The organism is Carboxydothermus islandicus (assembly GCF_001950325.1).
GTDB classification, from domain to species: domain Bacteria; phylum Bacillota; class Z-2901; order Carboxydothermales; family Carboxydothermaceae; genus Carboxydothermus; species Carboxydothermus islandicus.
This window is the reverse complement of the sequence record NZ_BDJL01000038.1, coordinates 1-17143: the sequence shown is the minus strand read 5'-3', so window position 1 is coordinate 17143 and position 17143 is coordinate 1. Positions and strand designations below refer to the sequence as shown.

Here is a 17143-nt window from a genome sequence, read left to right as displayed (position 1 = left end):
TTTTTAAGGAGGGGGAAGATGGAGTTAAAAGAAATTTTAAAGGGGAGAAGAAGTATTAGAAAGTTTAAAAAAGACCCGGTGCCGCGGGAGGTGGTGGAAGAGCTTTTAGAAGCGGCAATCTGGGCACCTTCCGGGAAAAACCGCCAGCCCTGGGAAATCTACGTGGTTGGTGGGGAAAAGCGGGATGAGCTTGCCAGGCTTATTGCTGAATCAGGTAAGCATATTAAGCCAAAATTAGAAGAACTTTTTCCGGAAAAAATCGTAAAAATTACCCTGCAGTTTTTTGAAAATGTTGGTGACGCGCCGGTAATTATTTTGTTTTACATTCCCAAATACGAATTTTCAGTTAACCATCTAATGAGTGGCTATGAACGTCATTATAATGAAGAAAATAGGATCGAAGCCATCATGAGCGTCTCGGCCCTGGTGGAAAATTTAATGCTTTTGGCTTATGAACGAGGGCTGGGGACGTGCTGGATGACCGGTCCCAGATATGTAGCCGATGAGATCGACCGTTTTTTGGGGGTTACCGATAAGGAATTCGTGTGTGCGGTGGTACTGGGGTATCCCGACCAAACTCCTCCTGTGCCGCCAAGAAAAACCGGAAAAATACAATTTATCGGCTTTTAATGGATGTTTAGAAAAAATCGTGTGGCTTGAGCTGCACGATTTTTTGTATTATCATTAATTTTCCGGGTAAATTATACAAAAAAAGAAGGTGGGATCGTGGTAAAAGACTTGGTTTATCCCGAGGGAATTTATCTTGATGAAATTATTGCTTATTACAGCAAAACCTGGGAATATTTACGGCCGTACTTGCAGGGACGGCCCTTTTTTGTCAAATTTTATCCCGAAGGGGTTGGCAGGGAAAGTTATTACGTGCGGGGGAAAATTGCCCATGCTCCCGGTGCTCTGGTTTATCATGAAAAAAGAATTAATGAAAAAACCAGTTTACTGGTTGAAGATTTTCCTACTTTGAAGTGGCTAATTGAGCAGGGTTGTATTGAAATGCACGGCCTTTTAGCAAAAGCCGGGCAGGAAAGATTTCCCGATTTGTTGCTTTTTGACCTTGATCCTTTTCCTCCTTCCGGATTTCGGGAGTGCGTGGAAGTTGCCCTGTTAATTCGGGAAGTCCTTAATTCGTATGGGTTAGAGGGTTATCCGAAGACTTCAGGATTAATGGGCCTGCATATTTTAGTACCGGTGATTCCGCGTTATAAAAACGAAACTCTGGTTAACATTGCTAAATTTATCGGAAGCCTGGTGGAAAAAGCTCATCCGCAAAGGGTTGCCCTGCAGGATTACCGGGCTGAAAGGGAAGGAAAAGTCTACCTGGATTACAGCCACAATCGATACGGTAAAACGATTATTCTGCCCTACAGTATTCGAGCTTTTGCCGGAGCGGGGGTTTCCACACCTCTTACCTGGGAAGAAATAAGCAGCGGTAAAATTAATCCCCTGGATTTTAACATTAAAACGATTCCTCAGAGGCTTAAAAAAGAGGGTGAGGTCTGGGATTTATTTTCCAGGCAGTATTCTTTAGAAGATTTATTAAAACTTCTTTAAAAAGGTTATAGAAAAATTTAGAAAAATATTTTAAAGTAAAGTAAGGTAATTTAAAAAATATTTTTTGGGGTTGATTTTTTGCAAAACAGCGATTATTATTTAACCTTAGCTTCTGTATACTATAATCAAAAACTTTTCCATTTAATTAAGGAAGGTATCCCGGTAGAAGAAATTGTAGTTAATCCGGAAAAAACATTAAAGGAATTTAGCTTTTCGCCCGCGGAAATCAATAACCTTACCCGGAAAATTTCTGAATTTAATCCCGAAAGGGTAAAGGAGCACTGCTCAAACCTGGGGATAAAGATTGTAACCTTTGGGGAGGAGCAGTATCCTGAGCGGTTACTACACCTGTACGACCCACCGGTGGTGTTATTTTGCTGGGGTAACCTGGAGCTTTTAAAAACGCCCATGGTTGGGATTGTTGGAGCGAGGCGTGCTTCATCCTACGGCTTAAAAGTTGCCAAAACTTTTGCCGAGGAAATAGCTGGAGCTGGGATCACGGTAATAAGCGGTTTAGCCCGGGGAATCGATGGTGAAGCCCACCGGGGGGCGGTAAGGGCGGGAGCAACGGTGGCGGTTTTAGGTTCGGGAATTGATGTACCTTACCCCCGGGAAAATGAAAAACTTTACCGGGAGATAATCAAAAAAGGATTAATCATCTCGGAGTTTTTACCGGGAATGATGCCCTTACCTTACCTTTTTCCCGTTCGTAACCGCTTAATTGCAGCTCTGGCCGAAGGTATTGTGGTAGTGGAAGCTGCCTTAAAGAGCGGAAGCCTGATAACCGCCAGGATTGCCCTTGAGTTGGGAAGAGAAGTATTTGCTGTTCCGGGGATGATAACTTCACCTTTAAGTGCTGGCACTAATCTTTTATTAAAAGATGGGGCCAGAATTGCTTTAAAAGGAACGGAGGTTCTTGAGGAACTTGGATTTGGCACGTTATTTGGTAATGGTTTTGAAGTTCAAAGATCAAAGCCAGAAGCGTTCGGTCTTGCCGGAAAAATTTTAGAGGTTTTAGTAAATGAGGATTTAACCGCGGAAGAGGTAGCTTATCGCTTAAATGTCCAGGTTTCAGAGGTATTAAGAGAAATTTCCTTCCTGGAGATTAAAGGTTTTGTGAAAAAGCAAATTGGAGGTAAGTTTACCAAAGTTTAAGAGGTGATTTTGATTTGAAAAAATTAGTGATAGTTGAGTCTCCAGCAAAAGCTAAAACTATCGGAAAATTTTTGGGCAAAGAATATGTGGTAAAAGCTTCCATGGGACATATCCGGGATCTACCCACCTATCGTTTTGGAGTAAATATTGAAAAAGATTTTGCGCCTACCTACGAAATAATCCGGGGTAAAAAAGAGCTTATAAAAGAATTAAAAGAAGAAGCGGCCAGGGCGGAAAAGGTCTACATAGCTTCTGACCCGGACCGGGAAGGGGAAGCCATTGCCTGGCACGTAAAGGAAGTACTGGATTTAGAAGATAATGGAGACCTTAGAATAGAGTTTAATGAAATTACCAAAGATGCGGTTTTACAGGCAATTGCCAATCCCCGGGGAATAGATTACAACCGGGTTTACGCCCAGCAAGCCCGGAGGATCTTAGACCGGATTGTCGGTTATAAATTAAGTCCCCTGCTTTGGCGAAAAATCAAAAAAGGATTATCGGCCGGACGGGTGCAATCGGTAGCGGTTAGGCTTATTTGTGAACGGGAAGAAGAAATTGAAAAATTTGTACCGGAGGAATACTGGAGTTTAACGGCTCATCTTGAAGCGGAAAAGAAAAAGTTTAAAGCAAAGCTTTCTAAATACCAAAATCGCAAAATAGAAATAAAAAATAAAGATGAAATGGAGCGGATTATTACTGAGGTTTCGCAAAGGGATTTTAAAGTTGTTAAAATCACGAAAAAGCTTACCAAAAAATCTGCTCCGGAGCCTTTTATTACCAGTACCTTACAGCAGGAAGCGTCGAAAAGGTTGAACTTTTCGGCCAAAAAAACCATGCAAATTGCCCAGGCCCTTTACGAGGGACTGGAAATTGGCGAATACGGAGTTACCGGTTTAGTAACCTATATCAGAACTGACTCTACCCGGATAGCGGAAGAGGCGAAAGCAAAAGCAGCAGCATATATTAAAAATGTTTTTGGCGAAGAATATGTAGGAACTGAGAAAAAGACCAAAGCTCCGAAGGGGAAAATTCAGGATGCCCATGAAGCCATCCGGCCTACCGATATAGAAAAAGACCCGGAAAAAATTAAACAATACTTAACTCCCGATCAGTATAAACTTTATAAATTAATCTGGGAACGATTTGTGGCCAGTCAAATGAGCGAGGCTCAGTATGACGTGACTACGGTGGAGATTGAAGCGGGAGATTATTTATTCAGGGCGACGGGGTCAATCCTTAGATTTCCTGGTTTTACCAAGATCTATCAGGTAGAGGAAGAGGAAGGGGAAGAAAAGGAGAAATTACCTCCTTTAATGGAAGGGCAAATCTTGACCTTGCTAAAGCTTGAGCCAAAGCAGCATTTTACCGAGCCCCCGCCACGGTATACCGAAGCTACTTTAATTAAAGCTTTAGAAGAAAAGGGAATTGGGCGACCGAGTACTTACGCGCCTATCTTGGAAACTATCTTAAAACGGGGCTACGTGGAAAAAGATAAAAAGCAATTAAAACCCACCGAACTTGGCCGGATAGTTGTAGATTTACTAAAGGAACATTTTCCGGACATTATTGATGTGGAATTTACCGCTGAAATGGAAGAAAAACTTGACCAGATTGAAGAAGGAGAAAAAAATTGGATTGAGGTTTTAAGAAGTTTTTACGAACCATTTAATGAAACTTTGCGGCAATCTTACGAAAAAATTGAAAAAATCATCCTGCCATTAGAGGAGACGGAGGAAAAATGTCCTAATTGTGGAAGAAACTTAGTAGTCAGAACCAGTCGCTTTGGCAAGTTTTTGGCTTGTCCGGGTTATCCCGAGTGTAAATTTATTAAACCTTTTGTGCAAAAAACCGGTGCTACCTGTCCCCAGTGCGGTGGTGAAATCATAGTTAAAAAATCAAAGAAAGGACGGGTTTTTTACGGTTGTTCCAATTATCCGTCCTGTGACTTTGTTAGCTGGGATCTGCCCAGCAGCAAAAAATGTCCCAATTGTCAAAGTGTTATGGTAGAAAAACGACCGAAGAAAAAGCCACCGTACCTTCTCTGTACCAACCCTGATTGTAAGCATACGGAGCCGTTGGAGGAAGTACAATGAAAGAAGTTGATGTGGTTGGGGCCGGGCTTGCCGGTGCTGAAGCTGCCTGGCAGCTGGCCAAAAGGGGAATTAAAGTACGGTTATTTGAAATGCGCCCGAAAAAATTTACTCCGGCGCACCAAACTCCCTTTTTTGCCGAATTAGTGTGCAGTAATTCTTTAGGGGGTATAAATTTAGACAATGCAGCGGGGTTATTGAAAGAGGAGTTACGGTTTTTGGATAGCCTTGTTATAAAGGTGGCTGATAGAAACCGGGTTCCCGCGGGCAATGCTCTGGCCGTTGACCGAAATTTATTTGCGGAAGAAGTAACCTTAAGGCTTTCCTACCACCCATTAATAGAAGTTATACGGGAAGAGGTTGTAGATATTAACCCCGAAAGAGTTACGGTAATTGCTTCGGGCCCCTTAACCTCAAAAGCTTTAGCTGAGAATTTAAAAAAATACCTGGAAAGCGATTATCTTTACTTTTTTGATGCGGTAGCTCCTATAGTCGCCGGTGAAAGCCTGGATATGGAAAAATTGTTTTTTGCCGGGCGGTACCAGCAGGATAAGGACTACTTAAATGCTCCAATGAATGAAGAAGAGTATCTGAGGTTTTATGAAGCGTTGATTACTGCTGAACGGCATCCTTTAAAACCTTTTGAAAAAGACATTTATTATGAAGGTTGCCTGCCAATAGAAGTTATCGCTTCAAGGGGTAAAGATACTTTGAGGTTTGGCCCTCTAAAACCTAAAGGGATTATTGATCCAAGAACCGGAAAAGAACCGTATGCGGTAGTCCAATTACGCCGGGAAAATTTAGCAGGGGATTATTATAATCTGGTAGGTTTTCAAACAAATCTTACCTGGAAGGAACAAAACCGGGTTTTTCGCCTGATACCCGGTTTGGAAAATGCCGAATTTATTCGCTTTGGAGTGATGCATAAAAATACATTTATCAACTCTCCCGCTTTATTAACTCCTTATTTAAACTTGAAAAAATATCCCCGATTGTTTTTTGCCGGTCAGATAACCGGCGGGGAAGGGTATGTGGCAGCGATAGCTACCGGGGCTTGGGCCGGAATTGCCGCTTCCGGGATATTTGGGAAAATGCCCGAGCCGTTACCGGAAACCACCATGTTAGGCGGGCTCATACGTTATTTAAACACTGCCCCGGTAGATAACTTTCAGCCGATGGGAGTAAATTTTGGCTTGGTAAAACCTCTGGACCGAAAAATAAAAAACAAAAAAGAAAGGTATAAGCTTTTAGCTGAAAGAAGTTTAAAAGATTTAAAAAGGTGGCTTGCGGTCAATGGCTGAGGAGCTTAAAGCTTTTTTAAATTATTTATTACTTGAAAGAAATTATTCCCCGAATACCATTGCCGCTTACGAAAGGGATATTTTAGATTTTCAAGAATTTTTACAGGGAAAAAGTTTTTTAACGGTAAATGAAGTGGATTTAAAGCGGTTTTTGGTAGACATTCTGAGGAAAAATCGTAGCCGGAGAACGGTAGCCCGAAAAATGGTTGCTCTCAGATCTTTTTACCGTTTTTTAAAAAGAAACGGTTTTATCAAAGATAATCCAGCGTTAAGCCTTGAAATCCCCAAGATTCCCAAAACATTGCCGGAAGTTTTAACGGTGGACGAAGTGTTTAAAGTGATTGAAGGCCAGGAAAACTCCACACCAGCAGGTATGCGCAATAGAGCGCTCCTGGAGTTGTTTTACGGAGCAGGTTTAAGAATTGGGGAAATTGCGGGTTTAACGTTAAACGACCTTGATTTAACCCAGGGTTATGTACGGGTTACCGGTAAGGGACGAAGACAGCGGATTGTCCCCTTGGGAAAATACGCCTTAGACAGCTTAAGGTTGTATTTGGAAGTAGGAAGACCGGCTCTTAAACCCCAATCGGAAAAGTTGTTCCTTAATCAGCGGGGTATGGGCTTAACTGTACGGGGAATTCGCTTTCTGATTTCGCAGATTGTTAAAAAAGCGGGGCTCAATCGAAAAATCACCCCCCACACCTTTCGCCACAGTTACGCAACTCATCTCTTAGAGGGGGGAGCGGATATCAGGGCTGTGCAGGAATTGCTGGGCCATAGACGCTTGTCAACCACCGAAGTGTATACCCACCTCAGTAAGGAGCGGTTAAGGGAGGTTTACCTTAGAACCCATCCGCGAAACAGGGAGGAGAAAAATGATGTTTGAAGGAACCACAATTGTGGCGGTAAAGCGAGGCGGAGAAGTAGCCATTGGCGGTGACGGTCAGGTTACTTTCGGGCAGCAGACGGTTATCAAACGACGGGCAAATAAAATAAGGAAACTATATCGGGGTAAAGTTCTGGCCGGATTTGCTGGTGCCGTTGCCGATGCCTTTACTTTATTTGATTTATTTGAAAAAAAACTTGAGGAAAGTCAGGGTAATCTTACCCGGGCAGCGGTGGAACTGGTAAAAACCTGGCGCACCGATAAATTTTTACGCCGACTGGAAGCCATGCTCTTAGTGGCGGACAGGGAAAGGATACTGCTAATATCCGGTACCGGTGAGGTAATTGAGCCGGATGATGGAGTTTTAGCTATAGGTTCGGGTGGAAATTATGCTTTAGCGGCGGCCCGGGCTTTACTTAATCATACCAATTTATCAGCCCGGGAAATAGTGATAGAAAGTTTAAAAATTGCCCAGGAAATCTGTGTTTATACCAATGATTTTATTACGGTGGAGACCATTGGAGGTGAATAATTTGGAAAATTTAACTCCCCGGCAAATAGTTGAGTATTTGGATAAATATATAATAGGGCAGGAAGCGGCCAAAAAAGCGGTGGCGGTAGCCTTAAGAAACAGGTATCGAAGAAAACTTTTGCCTCCCCACTTAAAAGATGAAATTATACCCAAAAACATTTTAATGATCGGGCCCACCGGTGTGGGTAAAACCGAAATAGCCCGGAGACTGGCGAAATTAATTAAAGCTCCTTTTGTGAAGGTGGAGGCCACGAAATTTACCGAAGTAGGTTATGTTGGCCGGGATGTCGAAGGGATGATTCGGGATTTGGTGGAGACTTCCCTCAGGATGGTGCGGGAAGAAAAGATTAAAATGGTGGAGGATAAAGCTTATAATTTAGCGGTAGAAAGGCTTTCCGAAATTATGATCCCCAATCCCAAAAAGGACAATATAAAAAATCCTTTTGAAATGTTTTTTGGCGGTATCCGGGAGGACACAGCTAAAACGGACCCTGCTTATGATGAATTAAATTATCGCCGGCGGGAACTTCAGGATAAAATAAAAAAGGGTTTTTTGGATAATGAAATGGTCGAGATTGAGGTTGAAGAGCAAAAAACTCCCATGGTGGAGGTTTTTGGCGTCGGGGGTATTGAAGAAATGGGGCTAAACTTTCAGGATATTTTGGGTGGCCTGATTCCTCCCCGACGGAAAAAACGGCGGGTCACGGTAAAAGAAGCTCTGAAAATTTTAACGCAACAGGAAGCCCAAAAATTAATTGATATGGATGAAGTGCAACGGGAAGCCATCAAAAGGGCAGAGGAAGACGGCATTGTCTTTTTGGATGAAATCGACAAAATCGCTTCCACCGGCAATACCCATGGTCCCGATGTTTCCCGGGGAGGAGTGCAGAGGGATATCTTGCCCATTGTGGAAGGCTCAACGGTTTTAACCAAATACGGGCCGGTGAAAACCGATCATATTTTATTTATAGCGGCCGGTGCCTTTCATATGAGTAAGCCTTCGGATTTAATACCGGAACTGCAGGGGCGCTTTCCCATTCGGGTGGAATTAAAGAGTTTGACCGTGGAAGATTTTAAAAAAATCCTTACCGTTCCGGAAAATGCCCTTACCAAACAGTATATTGAGTTACTGGCTACCGAAGGGGTTAACTTGAAATTTACTGAAGATTCCCTTGAAGAAATTGCAAAAATGGCTTATACTGTAAACGAACGGAATGAAAATATTGGTGCAAGGCGGCTTATTACGATTTTAGAAAAAGTTCTCGAAGATTTGTCGTTTAACGCTCCGGAGATGTGGGGGCAAACGGTGGTAATTGACCGGAAGTTTGTCCAGGAAAAGTTAAGTGAAATAGTTCACGATGCCGATTTATCAAGGTATATTTTATAAACGCAAATATTTTAATTTTAGTAAGGAGGAAATGGGATGAGAACACTTTTGGAAAAAACTCGGAGCATCAACCGTATATTGCAGAAAGCAGCAGGAAATCCGGTGGATTTTGAGGAAATTGCTCAGGTTCTTTCCGAAAATATCAACTGTAACGTATATATCGTAAGCCGGAAAGGGAAAATTTTAGGACACGCCTTTTTTAAAAATTTCACCTGTGATATTATGCGGCAGGTAGTGGAAGAAACCGAACGGTTTCCCGAAGATTACAATGAAAATTTTCTTTTGAAAATTACCGAAACCCATGCTAACTTCTGCCAGAAAGCTAATGCCTGCGTTTTCTTTCAGGATGTGCAATGCATTTCCCAAAACAAGGTAATGACCGTTGTTCCCATTGTTGGAGGTGGGGTACGTTTAGGTACCCTGGTATTAGCCAAATTTGATGAATCCTTTACCGATGGCGATTTGGTCCTGGCTGAATACGGGGCTACGGTTATCGGTATGGAAATTCTGCGGGCCCAGGCGGAGAAAGTGGAAGAAGAAGCCCGGAAAAAAGCAGCGGTCCAAATTGCCCTGGCTACCCTTTCTTACTCCGAATTGGATGCCATTAAGCATATTTTTGAAGAGTTGGATGGGGACGAAGGCCTGTTAGTTGCCAGCAAGATTGCCGACAGGGTGGGAATAACCCGTTCGGTAATTGTCAATGCCCTGCGTAAATTTGAAAGTGCCGGGGTAATTGAATCAAAATCCCTGGGGATGAAAGGTACTTACATTAAGGTTTTAAATGATCACCTTTTTGAAGAATTAGAAAAACTAAATAGTTAAGAATTATAACTTGCTCCTTGCAGGGAAAAATAAATTGTGATACAATCTTTAACGGTGTCGAAAACGCACTCCCGGCGACCGGCTAAAGGGTGCCAGCGATGGTCTTTAGCCTGGATGAACCGGGCGGAGGAAAAAACCAGAAGGAGGATTCTTAAATGGCTGTAATTTCCATGAAGCAACTTTTAGAAGCGGGGGTTCATTTTGGTCATCAGACCCGGCGCTGGAACCCCAAAATGGCGGAGTATATCTTTACCGACCGGAACGGGATTTACATCATTGACCTGCAGAAAACCGCCAAGAAGTTAGAGGAAGCTTATAGCTTTGTTAAAGAATTGTCGGCGCAGGGTGGTACGATTTTATTCGTAGGAACAAAGAAGCAAGCGCAGGATGCCATCAAGGAAGAAGCTGAACGTTGCGGAATGTTTTACGTAAATCAACGGTGGCTTGGAGGTACCCTTACCAACTTTAAAACCATTAGAAAACGGGTAGAAAGGCTTATTGAAATTGAAAAAATGGAAGAAGAAGGAGCTTTTTCTGTACTTCCCAAAAAAGAGGTAGCAAAAATTTTAAAAGAAAAGGAAAAGCTCACCCGATTTTTATCGGGTATAAAAGAAATGAAAAAATTACCCGATGCATTGTTTGTGGTTGATCCACGGAAAGAAAAAATTGCCGTTGCGGAAGCCCGGAAACTTGATATTCCAATTGTGGCTATTGTGGATACTAACTGTGATCCCGACGAAGTGGATTACGTAATTCCCGGGAACGACGATGCTATCCGGGCGGTAAAGTTAATTACTTCCAAAATTGCTGATGCGGTAATTGAAGGCCGTCAAGGCGAGCAATATGCGGAATAAAAGGTAGGGATTAAACCCTACCTTTTTTATGAACAAAAAATAGGTTGTAAGATTTTGCCCTATCGGGCATAATTTTTATGGGTACTATTAAAAATTTAAAGGAGGTACATAAATGATAACTTCACAAATGGTTAAGGAGCTCCGGGAAAGAACCGGTGCGGGCATGATGGACTGCAAGAAAGCGTTAGAGGAAGCCAACGGTGATATGGAAAAAGCAATTGAAATTTTACGGCAAAAAGGATTAGCCGCGGCGGCGAAAAAAGCTGGTCGGGTTGCTACCGAAGGGGTTGTTGAAGCATATATCCACGGTGGCGGGCGGATTGGTGTTTTAGTAGAAATCAACTGCGAAACCGACTTTGTGGCGAAAACCGATGAGTTTAAAGCTTTTGCCCGGGATATTGCTATGCAAATTGCTGCAGCCAAACCCGAGTATGTACGACGGGAAGATGTGCCGCAGGAAGTCATTGAAAAAGAACGGGAAATCTTAAAGGCTCAGGCCTTAAATGAAGGTAAACCGGCAAACGTGGTAGAAAAAATGGTGGAAGGTCGTCTGGAAAAGTTCTTTAAAGAAGTCTGTCTTTTGGAACAGCCCTTCATTAAAAATCCCGATATTACCGTAAAAGACCTTCTGACCGAGAAAATTGCGAAGATTGGTGAAAATATCAACATTCGCCGTTTTGTTCGCTTTGAATTGGGCGAAGGTTTAGCCAAGAAAGAAGAGGATTTCGTTGCCGAAGTAGCGGCGGCAATGAAGGTTAATAAATAATTATTTTCACAAGGGTGAACTTTTACAGGATTTTTTCTACATTTGTAGAATTATCATTGTCAGGAACTGGAGGTAAAAACGTGCCTTCACCTAAATATAAAAGGGTAGTTTTAAAGTTGAGCGGTGAAGCATTGGCCGGTGAAAAAGGATACGGAATTGATCCGGAGGTTGTAAATTCGATAGCCGGCCAAATTGCGGAGATAATAAAGGAATTTGGGATACAGGTTGCTGTGGTTGTTGGTGGGGGGAATATCTGGCGGGGTCTTTCCGGAAGTGCTAAAGGCATGGACAGGGCTACCGCCGATTATATGGGAATGTTAGCTACGGTAATAAATTCTTTAGCCCTGCAGGACGCGTTGGAAAAGCTCGGCATTGATACCCGGGTCCAAACGGCAATTGAAATGCGGCAGATTGCCGAGCCTTATATTCGGCGGCGGGCCATACGTCATCTGGAGAAGGGCCGGGTAGTTATTTTTGCAGCTGGTACCGGTAATCCTTATTTTTCCACCGATACCACCGCAGCCTTGCGTGCGGCCGAAATTGAGGCGGATGTTATTTTAATGGCGAAAAGAGTAGATGGCGTGTATGATTCTGACCCCTTGAAAAATCCCAATGCACAAAAATTTGATGAATTGGAATATATTGAAGTTCTAAATCGCGGCCTGGGAGTAATGGATTCCACCGCTACCTCCCTTTGTATGGATAATAATATTCCGCTCATTGTTTTTAATCTCGAAGTCCCTGGGAATATCAAGCGGGTGATTTTAGGGGAGAATATTGGCACCATAGTTGGGGGTGAGCGCAAGTGATTCAGGATATTTTAAAGGAAGCCCAGGATCACATGCAAAAGGCAATTGAAGTTTTAAAAAAAGAATTTGCTACCATGCGGGTAGGCAGGGCTACTCCGGCATTATTAGAAAAAGTAGTTGTGGATTACTATGGGACCCAGATGCCGGTCAATCAATTGGCTACCATTTCCGCTCCCGAACCCCGCTTACTGGTAATCCAGCCCTGGGATAAAGGAGCTCTGGGGGCAATTGAAAAAGCTATTCTGAAATCGGATCTCGGTATAACCCCCACCAATGATGGAAGTGTAATCCGGCTTGCTATTCCTCCCCTTACGCAGGAGCGCCGCCAGGAACTGGTGAAGGTGGTCCGGAAAAAAGCTGAAGAAGCGCGGGTGGCAATTCGCAATATTCGGCGGGATGCTAACGACCAGATTAAGGACCTGGAAAAAGAGAAAGTTATTTCCGAGGATGAAGGAAAACGCGGTCAGGAGGAAGTTCAGAAACTAACCGATAAGTTTATTAAGTCGGTAGATGAGCTCTTAAAAGCTAAAGAAGATGAAATATTGAGTATTTAGCTATGGAACGGGAACTGTTAGGTGTTGATTGCGAAACCGGGCTAAGGAAAATTTTAAAGGAAAATTTAAAATGGGAGATAGTTATCACTTCTCCGCCCGGTAAGTATTTTCCAAAGGGTGACCCTCGAATTTTACAAATAAAAAGGGGAGAAACCGAGGGAAGAATCGTAATCGGTTTTACCGATTACGAGAAAGGAGGTGCAATCGATGGCTTATAGAATTACCGAGGAGTGCCTGGCTTGTGGGACCTGCATGGATAGCTGCCCCCATAATGCCATCGTGGAAGGTGATATTTACAAAATCACCGATGCTTGCCAGAACTGCGGGACTTGCGTTGAAGCTTGTCCGGTAGGTGCCATTGTGGAAGAGTAATTTAAACATAAGACCCCCTCTTAAAAGAGGGGGTTTAGTCATTTTTAGGGAAGTAATTGGAAATTGTCTTTTATGAAAGAAGTTTATACGATATAATATAAAAGTACAAAAGATATTGGACATGGAGTTTAAGCTTTTCTGGAGGCGAACGATGGATTTTAACATATTTCGCAAGAAAAACAATCAAATAGATTTAAGCGACCTCGATTTCAGAAAAATGCCCCGGCATATTGCCATTATTATGGATGGTAACGGACGGTGGGCTAAAAAACGAGGAATGCCGCGCTACTTTGGCCACCGGGCCGGGGTAGAAACGGTTCGGCGGGTGGTAAAGCTCTGCGCCAAACTAAACGTTCCCTACCTCACCCTCTATGCTTTTTCTACGGAAAACTGGAGGCGTCCGCAGGAAGAAGTTAATGTTTTGATGAACCTTTTAGTGGAGTATATTGAAAAGGAGACCGATGAGCTAAACCGGGAAGGGGTGAGGCTCACGGTAATAGGAGAAATTTCCGAACTTCCGGAAAAGGCCCGGATAGCCTTAACCCAAGGTATAGAAAAAACTCGGAATAACAACCGTTTAAATCTAATCTTGGCTTTAAATTACGGAGGCCGAAGGGAAATTGTGGAAGCGGCTAAGAAGATTGCTCACGAGATAAAGGATGGAAAATTATTGCCGGAACAGATCAATGAAGAAGTTTTTGCCAACTACCTCTATACCCGGGAAATCCCCGATCCCGATCTTTTAATTCGACCGTCGGGGGAAATTCGCATCAGTAATTTTCTGCTCTGGCAAATTGCCTACAGTGAAATCTGGCTTACAGATGTTTTATGGCCGGATTTTTCCGAAGAACATTTGCTGCAGGCAATTAAAGACTACCAAAAACGCGAACGGCGCTTTGGCGGCGTAAGTTACCCGTAAGGAGAAGTGATAGATGTTAAGTTATCGGATTATTACTGCCCTTGTTGCTCTGCCCGGATTTTTAATGGTTGGCTACTTAGGCGGAGTTTACCTTAAGGTTTTAACCGCTTTAATGGCGTTAATAGGTTTTTATGAACTATACCGGATGTTTTTAACGAAAGAGCTTAAACTTTATGCCCCCCTTGCCTATTTCTTGCTGTTGCTTGGCTTTTTTGATTTGGTTTCCAGAGAAATTCTTCCCTATTTCTTTTTCATTGCTACGGGCATTTATTATTTGGTCAAGCACCAAAAGCACAATATCATGGAATTTTTTTATACCTATACCGGTTTAATGTATGTTTTTTTATTTATTTTTCTTTATGAAATTAGAAACACCCCTCCGGGGTTTCGACTGTTTTTGTTTTACTTTCTGCTAATCTGGGCTAACGATACTTTTGCCTACTTTATTGGAAAAAAATTTGGCAGGAGGAAAATTGCACCGGCTTTAAGTCCAAAAAAAAGTGTGGAGGGGGCTTTGGGAGGGTTAATAGGAGCTTTATTAATCGCGCTCTTTTACGGTAACTTTGTTTTAGGAAGCTTTACCCTGCTGCCGCTTGCCTTTGTTACTGCTCTGGTAGCTCAGGCGGGGGATTTTTTTGAATCGGCTATCAAGCGTTTTTCTGGAGTGAAAGACTCGGGAGAAATTTTACCCGGACATGGGGGGATACTGGATAGATTTGATGGGGTACTGCTTTCCGCGCCGGTTTTTTACTATCTTTATTTATTATTTAATTAGGGGTGGATTATGGAAAATTGGAAAAGGTACGGCATTTATTTTTTGGGGCTTCTGGCCGGGATTTTAGGCCTGTGGCTTATCTATAAAATATCGGTGCTCTACTTGTTGCCGTTTATTATTGGCATATTTATTGCAATAATTTTGGAGCCAATGGTAAGTTATCTTGAGAGAAGATTTAATCTCAAGCGGGCTATTGGTACGGGCCTTTCTCTGACAATATTATTAATACTTTTTTTAACGGTTATCTCTTCTTTTTTGGTAAAACTTGTTACCGAGTTGTACCGGTTAGCCAATTACGTACCGGATATGCTAACCAATATCAAAGACCAGGTTACTTTTATGATTGCCGGGGGAAACCGTTTTCTGGGTAAACTTCCCCCTTCTCTGGCGGACTCGATTAAACAAAATGCCGAAAAGTTATTAGACCAGATGGTGGAAGTAGGAAAGAACTTTTTTACCGGCATTTTTGTTGGCCTGGCTCAGGTACCTGAATTTATTATTATTTTACTCATTGCTTTAATAGCTGCTTATTTTTTCAGCAAAGATTTACCACAGTACCAGCGGTTAATTTTTAATATGCTACCGGAAAACTACCGGCAAAAAAGTGAATATGTTTTTCAGGAAGCGATAGCTGCAGCTTTAAGATTTTTAAAAGCTCAGGCAATTTTAGTAGGAATATCAACCATTCTTACCATTTTTGGTCTTTATTTAATCGGCGCAGATTACCCCCTTACCCTGGGTTTAATAATTGGATTTTTGGATTTGGTTCCGATTGTGGGTCCGAGCCTGATAATTTTTCCCTGGGCGGGAATACTGCTGATTCAGGGAAAATATTTGATGGCGGTCGAAATTCTCATTCTCTATTTGGCTATTTCTGCCTTTAGAAAAGTGGTTGAAGCTAAGGTTGTGGCAGAGAACCTTGGTTTGGATCCATTAGCAACTTTAATTTCTATGTACGTAGGTTTAAAGCTTATGGGGGTCCTGGGTATTGCAGCAGGTCCGATTATTCTTTTAATAATTAAAGCCTTAATTGATGCGGAAATAATTAACTTACACAAAAAATAAAGTGCTGGAGGAAATATGAAAAGGATCGTTATTTTAGGAAGCACCGGCTCCATTGGCAGGCAGTCTTTAGAAGTTATCGAGTTTTTTCCCGATAAATTTTCTGTGGTAGCCCTGGCTGCGGCAAAAAACGGTAAGCTTTTGTTAGAGCAGTGCCTGCGCTTTAAGGTAAAGTACGCTTTTTTAGCCGATGAAGAAAGTTATAAAACTTATTACCGGGAGTTTAAAAACCACGGAATACATCTTACTACTGGTAACAAAGAACTGCTGAATTTGGCTTTATTACCCGGGGTTGATGGCATCATAACGGCGATTCCCGGTACTGTCTGTTTGCTTCCTACCATTGAAGCTTTAAAAGCAGGAAAAATAATTTATTTAGCCAATAAAGAAACAATGGTTGCTGCTGGAGAAATAATTACCCCCCTGATGAAGTTAGGGGAAAATCTTTTGCCGGTGGATAGTGAGCATTCGGCCATTTTTCAGGCTCTTAGAGGAGAAAAATTAGCGTGGGTGAAGAAACTCCTCATTACCGCCTCCGGGGGGCCTTTTAGGGAATACACCATGGAACAGTTAAAAAATGTTACCGTGGCAGATGCTTTGAAGCACCCCCGCTGGAAAATGGGCAATAAGATTACCATTGATTCGGCGACTTTAATGAATAAGGGATTGGAGATAATCGAAGCTCACTTTTTATTCCAAATTCCTTATGAAAAAATTGAACCGGTAATTCACCCGCAGTCGGTAATCCATTCGCTGGTGGAGTTTTATGATGGCTCAGTTTTAGCTCAGCTGGGACTTCCGGATATGCGGCATCCTATTCAATATGCCCTGACTTATCCCGAGAGATTTTCCAACAACCTGCCGGGCTTAAACTTAACGGAAATCGGCGTTCTTTCTTTTGAAAAACCGGACTATGAACGTTTTCCGGCTCTAAAACTTGCTCTTCAGGCCGGCAAAGCCGGAAACATTTATCCGGCGGTTTTAAATGCTGCCAATGAAATAGCCGTTGAAGCATTTTTGTCAGGAAAAATTAAGTTTCTGGAAATTGCCCAAATTGTAGAAAAAGTATTAAACTGTTTTTCACCGGTAAAAATGGATTTGGAAACGATTTTAGAGGTGGATTTTCGGGCAAGGGAACTGGCAAGAAAATTTATAGGTGGTGAACAGCGGTGATAACGGCGGTTGCCTCGATAGTTATCTTTTTTCTTTTAATTTGGATTCACGAACTTGGTCACTTTTTAGCGGCCAAAAAAGTGGGTATTGTAGTTAAAGAGTTTAGCATCGGTTTTGGTC

20 protein-coding genes are annotated in these 17143 nt (G+C 42.4%); all 20 read left to right on the top strand.

Annotated features, from left to right (window positions below):
- The first annotated feature begins 18 nt into the window (after positions 1-18).
- Complete coding sequence (locus ciss_RS06590) at positions 19-630, top strand: nitroreductase family protein (RefSeq protein ID WP_075865496.1); 612 nt, start codon at positions 19-21, stop codon at positions 628-630.
- A gap of 96 nt (positions 631-726) precedes the next feature.
- Positions 727-1566: a non-homologous end-joining DNA ligase LigD gene (gene ligD, locus ciss_RS06585; protein ID WP_077177487.1), complete on the top strand. Its 840-nt coding sequence runs from the start codon at positions 727-729 to the stop codon at positions 1564-1566.
- A 78-nt stretch (positions 1567-1644) separates the two neighbouring features.
- Positions 1645-2721, top strand: coding sequence for a DNA-processing protein DprA (gene dprA / locus ciss_RS06580; protein WP_075865494.1), 1077 nt, complete (start codon positions 1645-1647; stop codon positions 2719-2721).
- A 14-nt stretch (positions 2722-2735) separates the two neighbouring features.
- Positions 2736-4814, top strand: coding sequence for a type I DNA topoisomerase (gene topA, locus ciss_RS06575; protein ID WP_075865493.1), 2079 nt, complete (start codon positions 2736-2738; stop codon positions 4812-4814).
- The gene (gene trmFO, locus ciss_RS06570) at positions 4811-6112 is read left to right on the top strand and encodes a methylenetetrahydrofolate--tRNA-(uracil(54)-C(5))-methyltransferase (FADH(2)-oxidizing) TrmFO (RefSeq protein WP_075865492.1); all 1302 of its coding nucleotides are present in this window, start codon (positions 4811-4813) and stop codon (positions 6110-6112) included. The genes topA and trmFO overlap by 4 nt, the downstream gene beginning before the upstream one ends.
- Positions 6105-6998, top strand: coding sequence for a site-specific tyrosine recombinase XerD (gene xerD / locus ciss_RS06565; RefSeq protein ID WP_075865491.1), 894 nt, complete (start codon positions 6105-6107; stop codon positions 6996-6998). The genes trmFO and xerD overlap by 8 nt, the downstream gene beginning before the upstream one ends.
- Entirely contained in the window at positions 6991-7530 is a 540-nt protein-coding gene (gene hslV / locus ciss_RS06560) for an ATP-dependent protease subunit HslV (protein ID WP_075865490.1), read from the top strand. Before xerD ends, hslV begins: the two co-directional genes overlap by 8 nt.
- 1 nt (position 7531) lies before the next feature.
- Positions 7532-8917, top strand: a complete 1386-nt coding sequence (hslU, locus tag ciss_RS06555) for an ATP-dependent protease ATPase subunit HslU (protein ID WP_075865489.1) — start codon at positions 7532-7534, stop codon at positions 8915-8917.
- Positions 8918-8953: 36 nt separating this feature from the next.
- The gene (gene codY / locus ciss_RS06550) at positions 8954-9739 is read left to right on the top strand and encodes a GTP-sensing pleiotropic transcriptional regulator CodY (RefSeq protein ID WP_075865488.1); all 786 of its coding nucleotides are present in this window, start codon (positions 8954-8956) and stop codon (positions 9737-9739) included.
- A gap of 155 nt (positions 9740-9894) precedes the next feature.
- Positions 9895-10593 (top strand): 30S ribosomal protein S2, encoded by a 699-nt coding sequence (gene rpsB, locus ciss_RS06545; RefSeq protein WP_075865487.1) that lies wholly within the window; start codon positions 9895-9897, stop codon positions 10591-10593.
- Between the two features lie 112 nt (positions 10594-10705).
- Positions 10706-11359 (top strand): translation elongation factor Ts, encoded by a 654-nt coding sequence (gene tsf, locus ciss_RS06540; protein ID WP_075865486.1) that lies wholly within the window; start codon positions 10706-10708, stop codon positions 11357-11359.
- Between the two features lie 80 nt (positions 11360-11439).
- Positions 11440-12168, top strand: a complete 729-nt coding sequence (pyrH, locus tag ciss_RS06535) for a UMP kinase (protein WP_075865485.1) — start codon at positions 11440-11442, stop codon at positions 12166-12168.
- Entirely contained in the window at positions 12168-12722 is a 555-nt protein-coding gene (gene frr, locus ciss_RS06530) for a ribosome recycling factor (RefSeq protein WP_201787778.1), read from the top strand. The genes pyrH and frr overlap by 1 nt, the downstream gene beginning before the upstream one ends.
- A 2-nt stretch (positions 12723-12724) precedes the next feature.
- Positions 12725-12940, top strand: coding sequence for a hypothetical protein (locus tag ciss_RS06525; protein ID WP_075865483.1), 216 nt, complete (start codon positions 12725-12727; stop codon positions 12938-12940).
- Positions 12930-13094: a DUF362 domain-containing protein gene (locus tag ciss_RS06520; RefSeq protein WP_075865482.1), complete on the top strand. Its 165-nt coding sequence runs from the start codon at positions 12930-12932 to the stop codon at positions 13092-13094. The genes ciss_RS06525 and ciss_RS06520 overlap by 11 nt, the downstream gene beginning before the upstream one ends.
- A gap of 151 nt (positions 13095-13245) precedes the next feature.
- Positions 13246-14013: an undecaprenyl pyrophosphate synthase gene (gene uppS, locus ciss_RS06515; RefSeq protein WP_075865481.1), complete on the top strand. Its 768-nt coding sequence runs from the start codon at positions 13246-13248 to the stop codon at positions 14011-14013.
- A gap of 13 nt (positions 14014-14026) precedes the next feature.
- A complete protein-coding gene (locus ciss_RS06510) occupies positions 14027-14788 on the top strand; it encodes a phosphatidate cytidylyltransferase (protein WP_075865480.1) in 762 nt (253 codons plus the stop codon).
- 9 nt (positions 14789-14797) lie between these two features.
- The gene (gene ytvI / locus ciss_RS06505) at positions 14798-15853 is read left to right on the top strand and encodes a sporulation integral membrane protein YtvI (protein WP_075865479.1); all 1056 of its coding nucleotides are present in this window, start codon (positions 14798-14800) and stop codon (positions 15851-15853) included.
- Between the two features lie 15 nt (positions 15854-15868).
- Positions 15869-17023, top strand: a complete 1155-nt coding sequence (locus tag ciss_RS06500; protein ID WP_075865478.1) for a 1-deoxy-D-xylulose-5-phosphate reductoisomerase — start codon at positions 15869-15871, stop codon at positions 17021-17023.
- The coding region (locus tag ciss_RS06495; RefSeq protein ID WP_174574967.1) for a site-2 protease family protein at positions 17020-17143 on the top strand (124 nt) is incomplete at its 3' end. The genes ciss_RS06500 and ciss_RS06495, both read left to right, overlap by 4 nt.

What these genes read in the sequence shown, in the direction of transcription:
- ciss_RS06590 (WP_075865496.1), top strand. Translation starts at nt 19, where the DNA reads ATGGAGTTAAAAGAAATTTTAAAGGGGAGAAGAAGTATTAGAAAGTTT.
- trmFO (WP_075865492.1), top strand. Translation starts at nt 4,811, where the DNA reads ATGAAAGAAGTTGATGTGGTTGGGGCCGGGCTTGCCGGTGCTGAAGCT.
- xerD (WP_075865491.1), top strand. Translation starts at nt 6,105, where the DNA reads ATGGCTGAGGAGCTTAAAGCTTTTTTAAATTATTTATTACTTGAAAGA.
- hslV (WP_075865490.1), top strand. Translation starts at nt 6,991, where the DNA reads ATGTTTGAAGGAACCACAATTGTGGCGGTAAAGCGAGGCGGAGAAGTA.
- codY (WP_075865488.1), top strand. Translation starts at nt 8,954, where the DNA reads ATGAGAACACTTTTGGAAAAAACTCGGAGCATCAACCGTATATTGCAG.
- rpsB (WP_075865487.1), top strand. Translation starts at nt 9,895, where the DNA reads ATGGCTGTAATTTCCATGAAGCAACTTTTAGAAGCGGGGGTTCATTTT.
- tsf (WP_075865486.1), top strand. Translation starts at nt 10,706, where the DNA reads ATGATAACTTCACAAATGGTTAAGGAGCTCCGGGAAAGAACCGGTGCG.
- ciss_RS06525 (WP_075865483.1), top strand. Translation starts at nt 12,725, where the DNA reads ATGGAACGGGAACTGTTAGGTGTTGATTGCGAAACCGGGCTAAGGAAA.
- ciss_RS06520 (WP_075865482.1), top strand. Translation starts at nt 12,930, where the DNA reads ATGGCTTATAGAATTACCGAGGAGTGCCTGGCTTGTGGGACCTGCATG.
- uppS (WP_075865481.1), top strand. Translation starts at nt 13,246, where the DNA reads ATGGATTTTAACATATTTCGCAAGAAAAACAATCAAATAGATTTAAGC.
- ciss_RS06510 (WP_075865480.1), top strand. Translation starts at nt 14,027, where the DNA reads ATGTTAAGTTATCGGATTATTACTGCCCTTGTTGCTCTGCCCGGATTT.
- ytvI (WP_075865479.1), top strand. Translation starts at nt 14,798, where the DNA reads ATGGAAAATTGGAAAAGGTACGGCATTTATTTTTTGGGGCTTCTGGCC.
- ciss_RS06500 (WP_075865478.1), top strand. Translation starts at nt 15,869, where the DNA reads ATGAAAAGGATCGTTATTTTAGGAAGCACCGGCTCCATTGGCAGGCAG.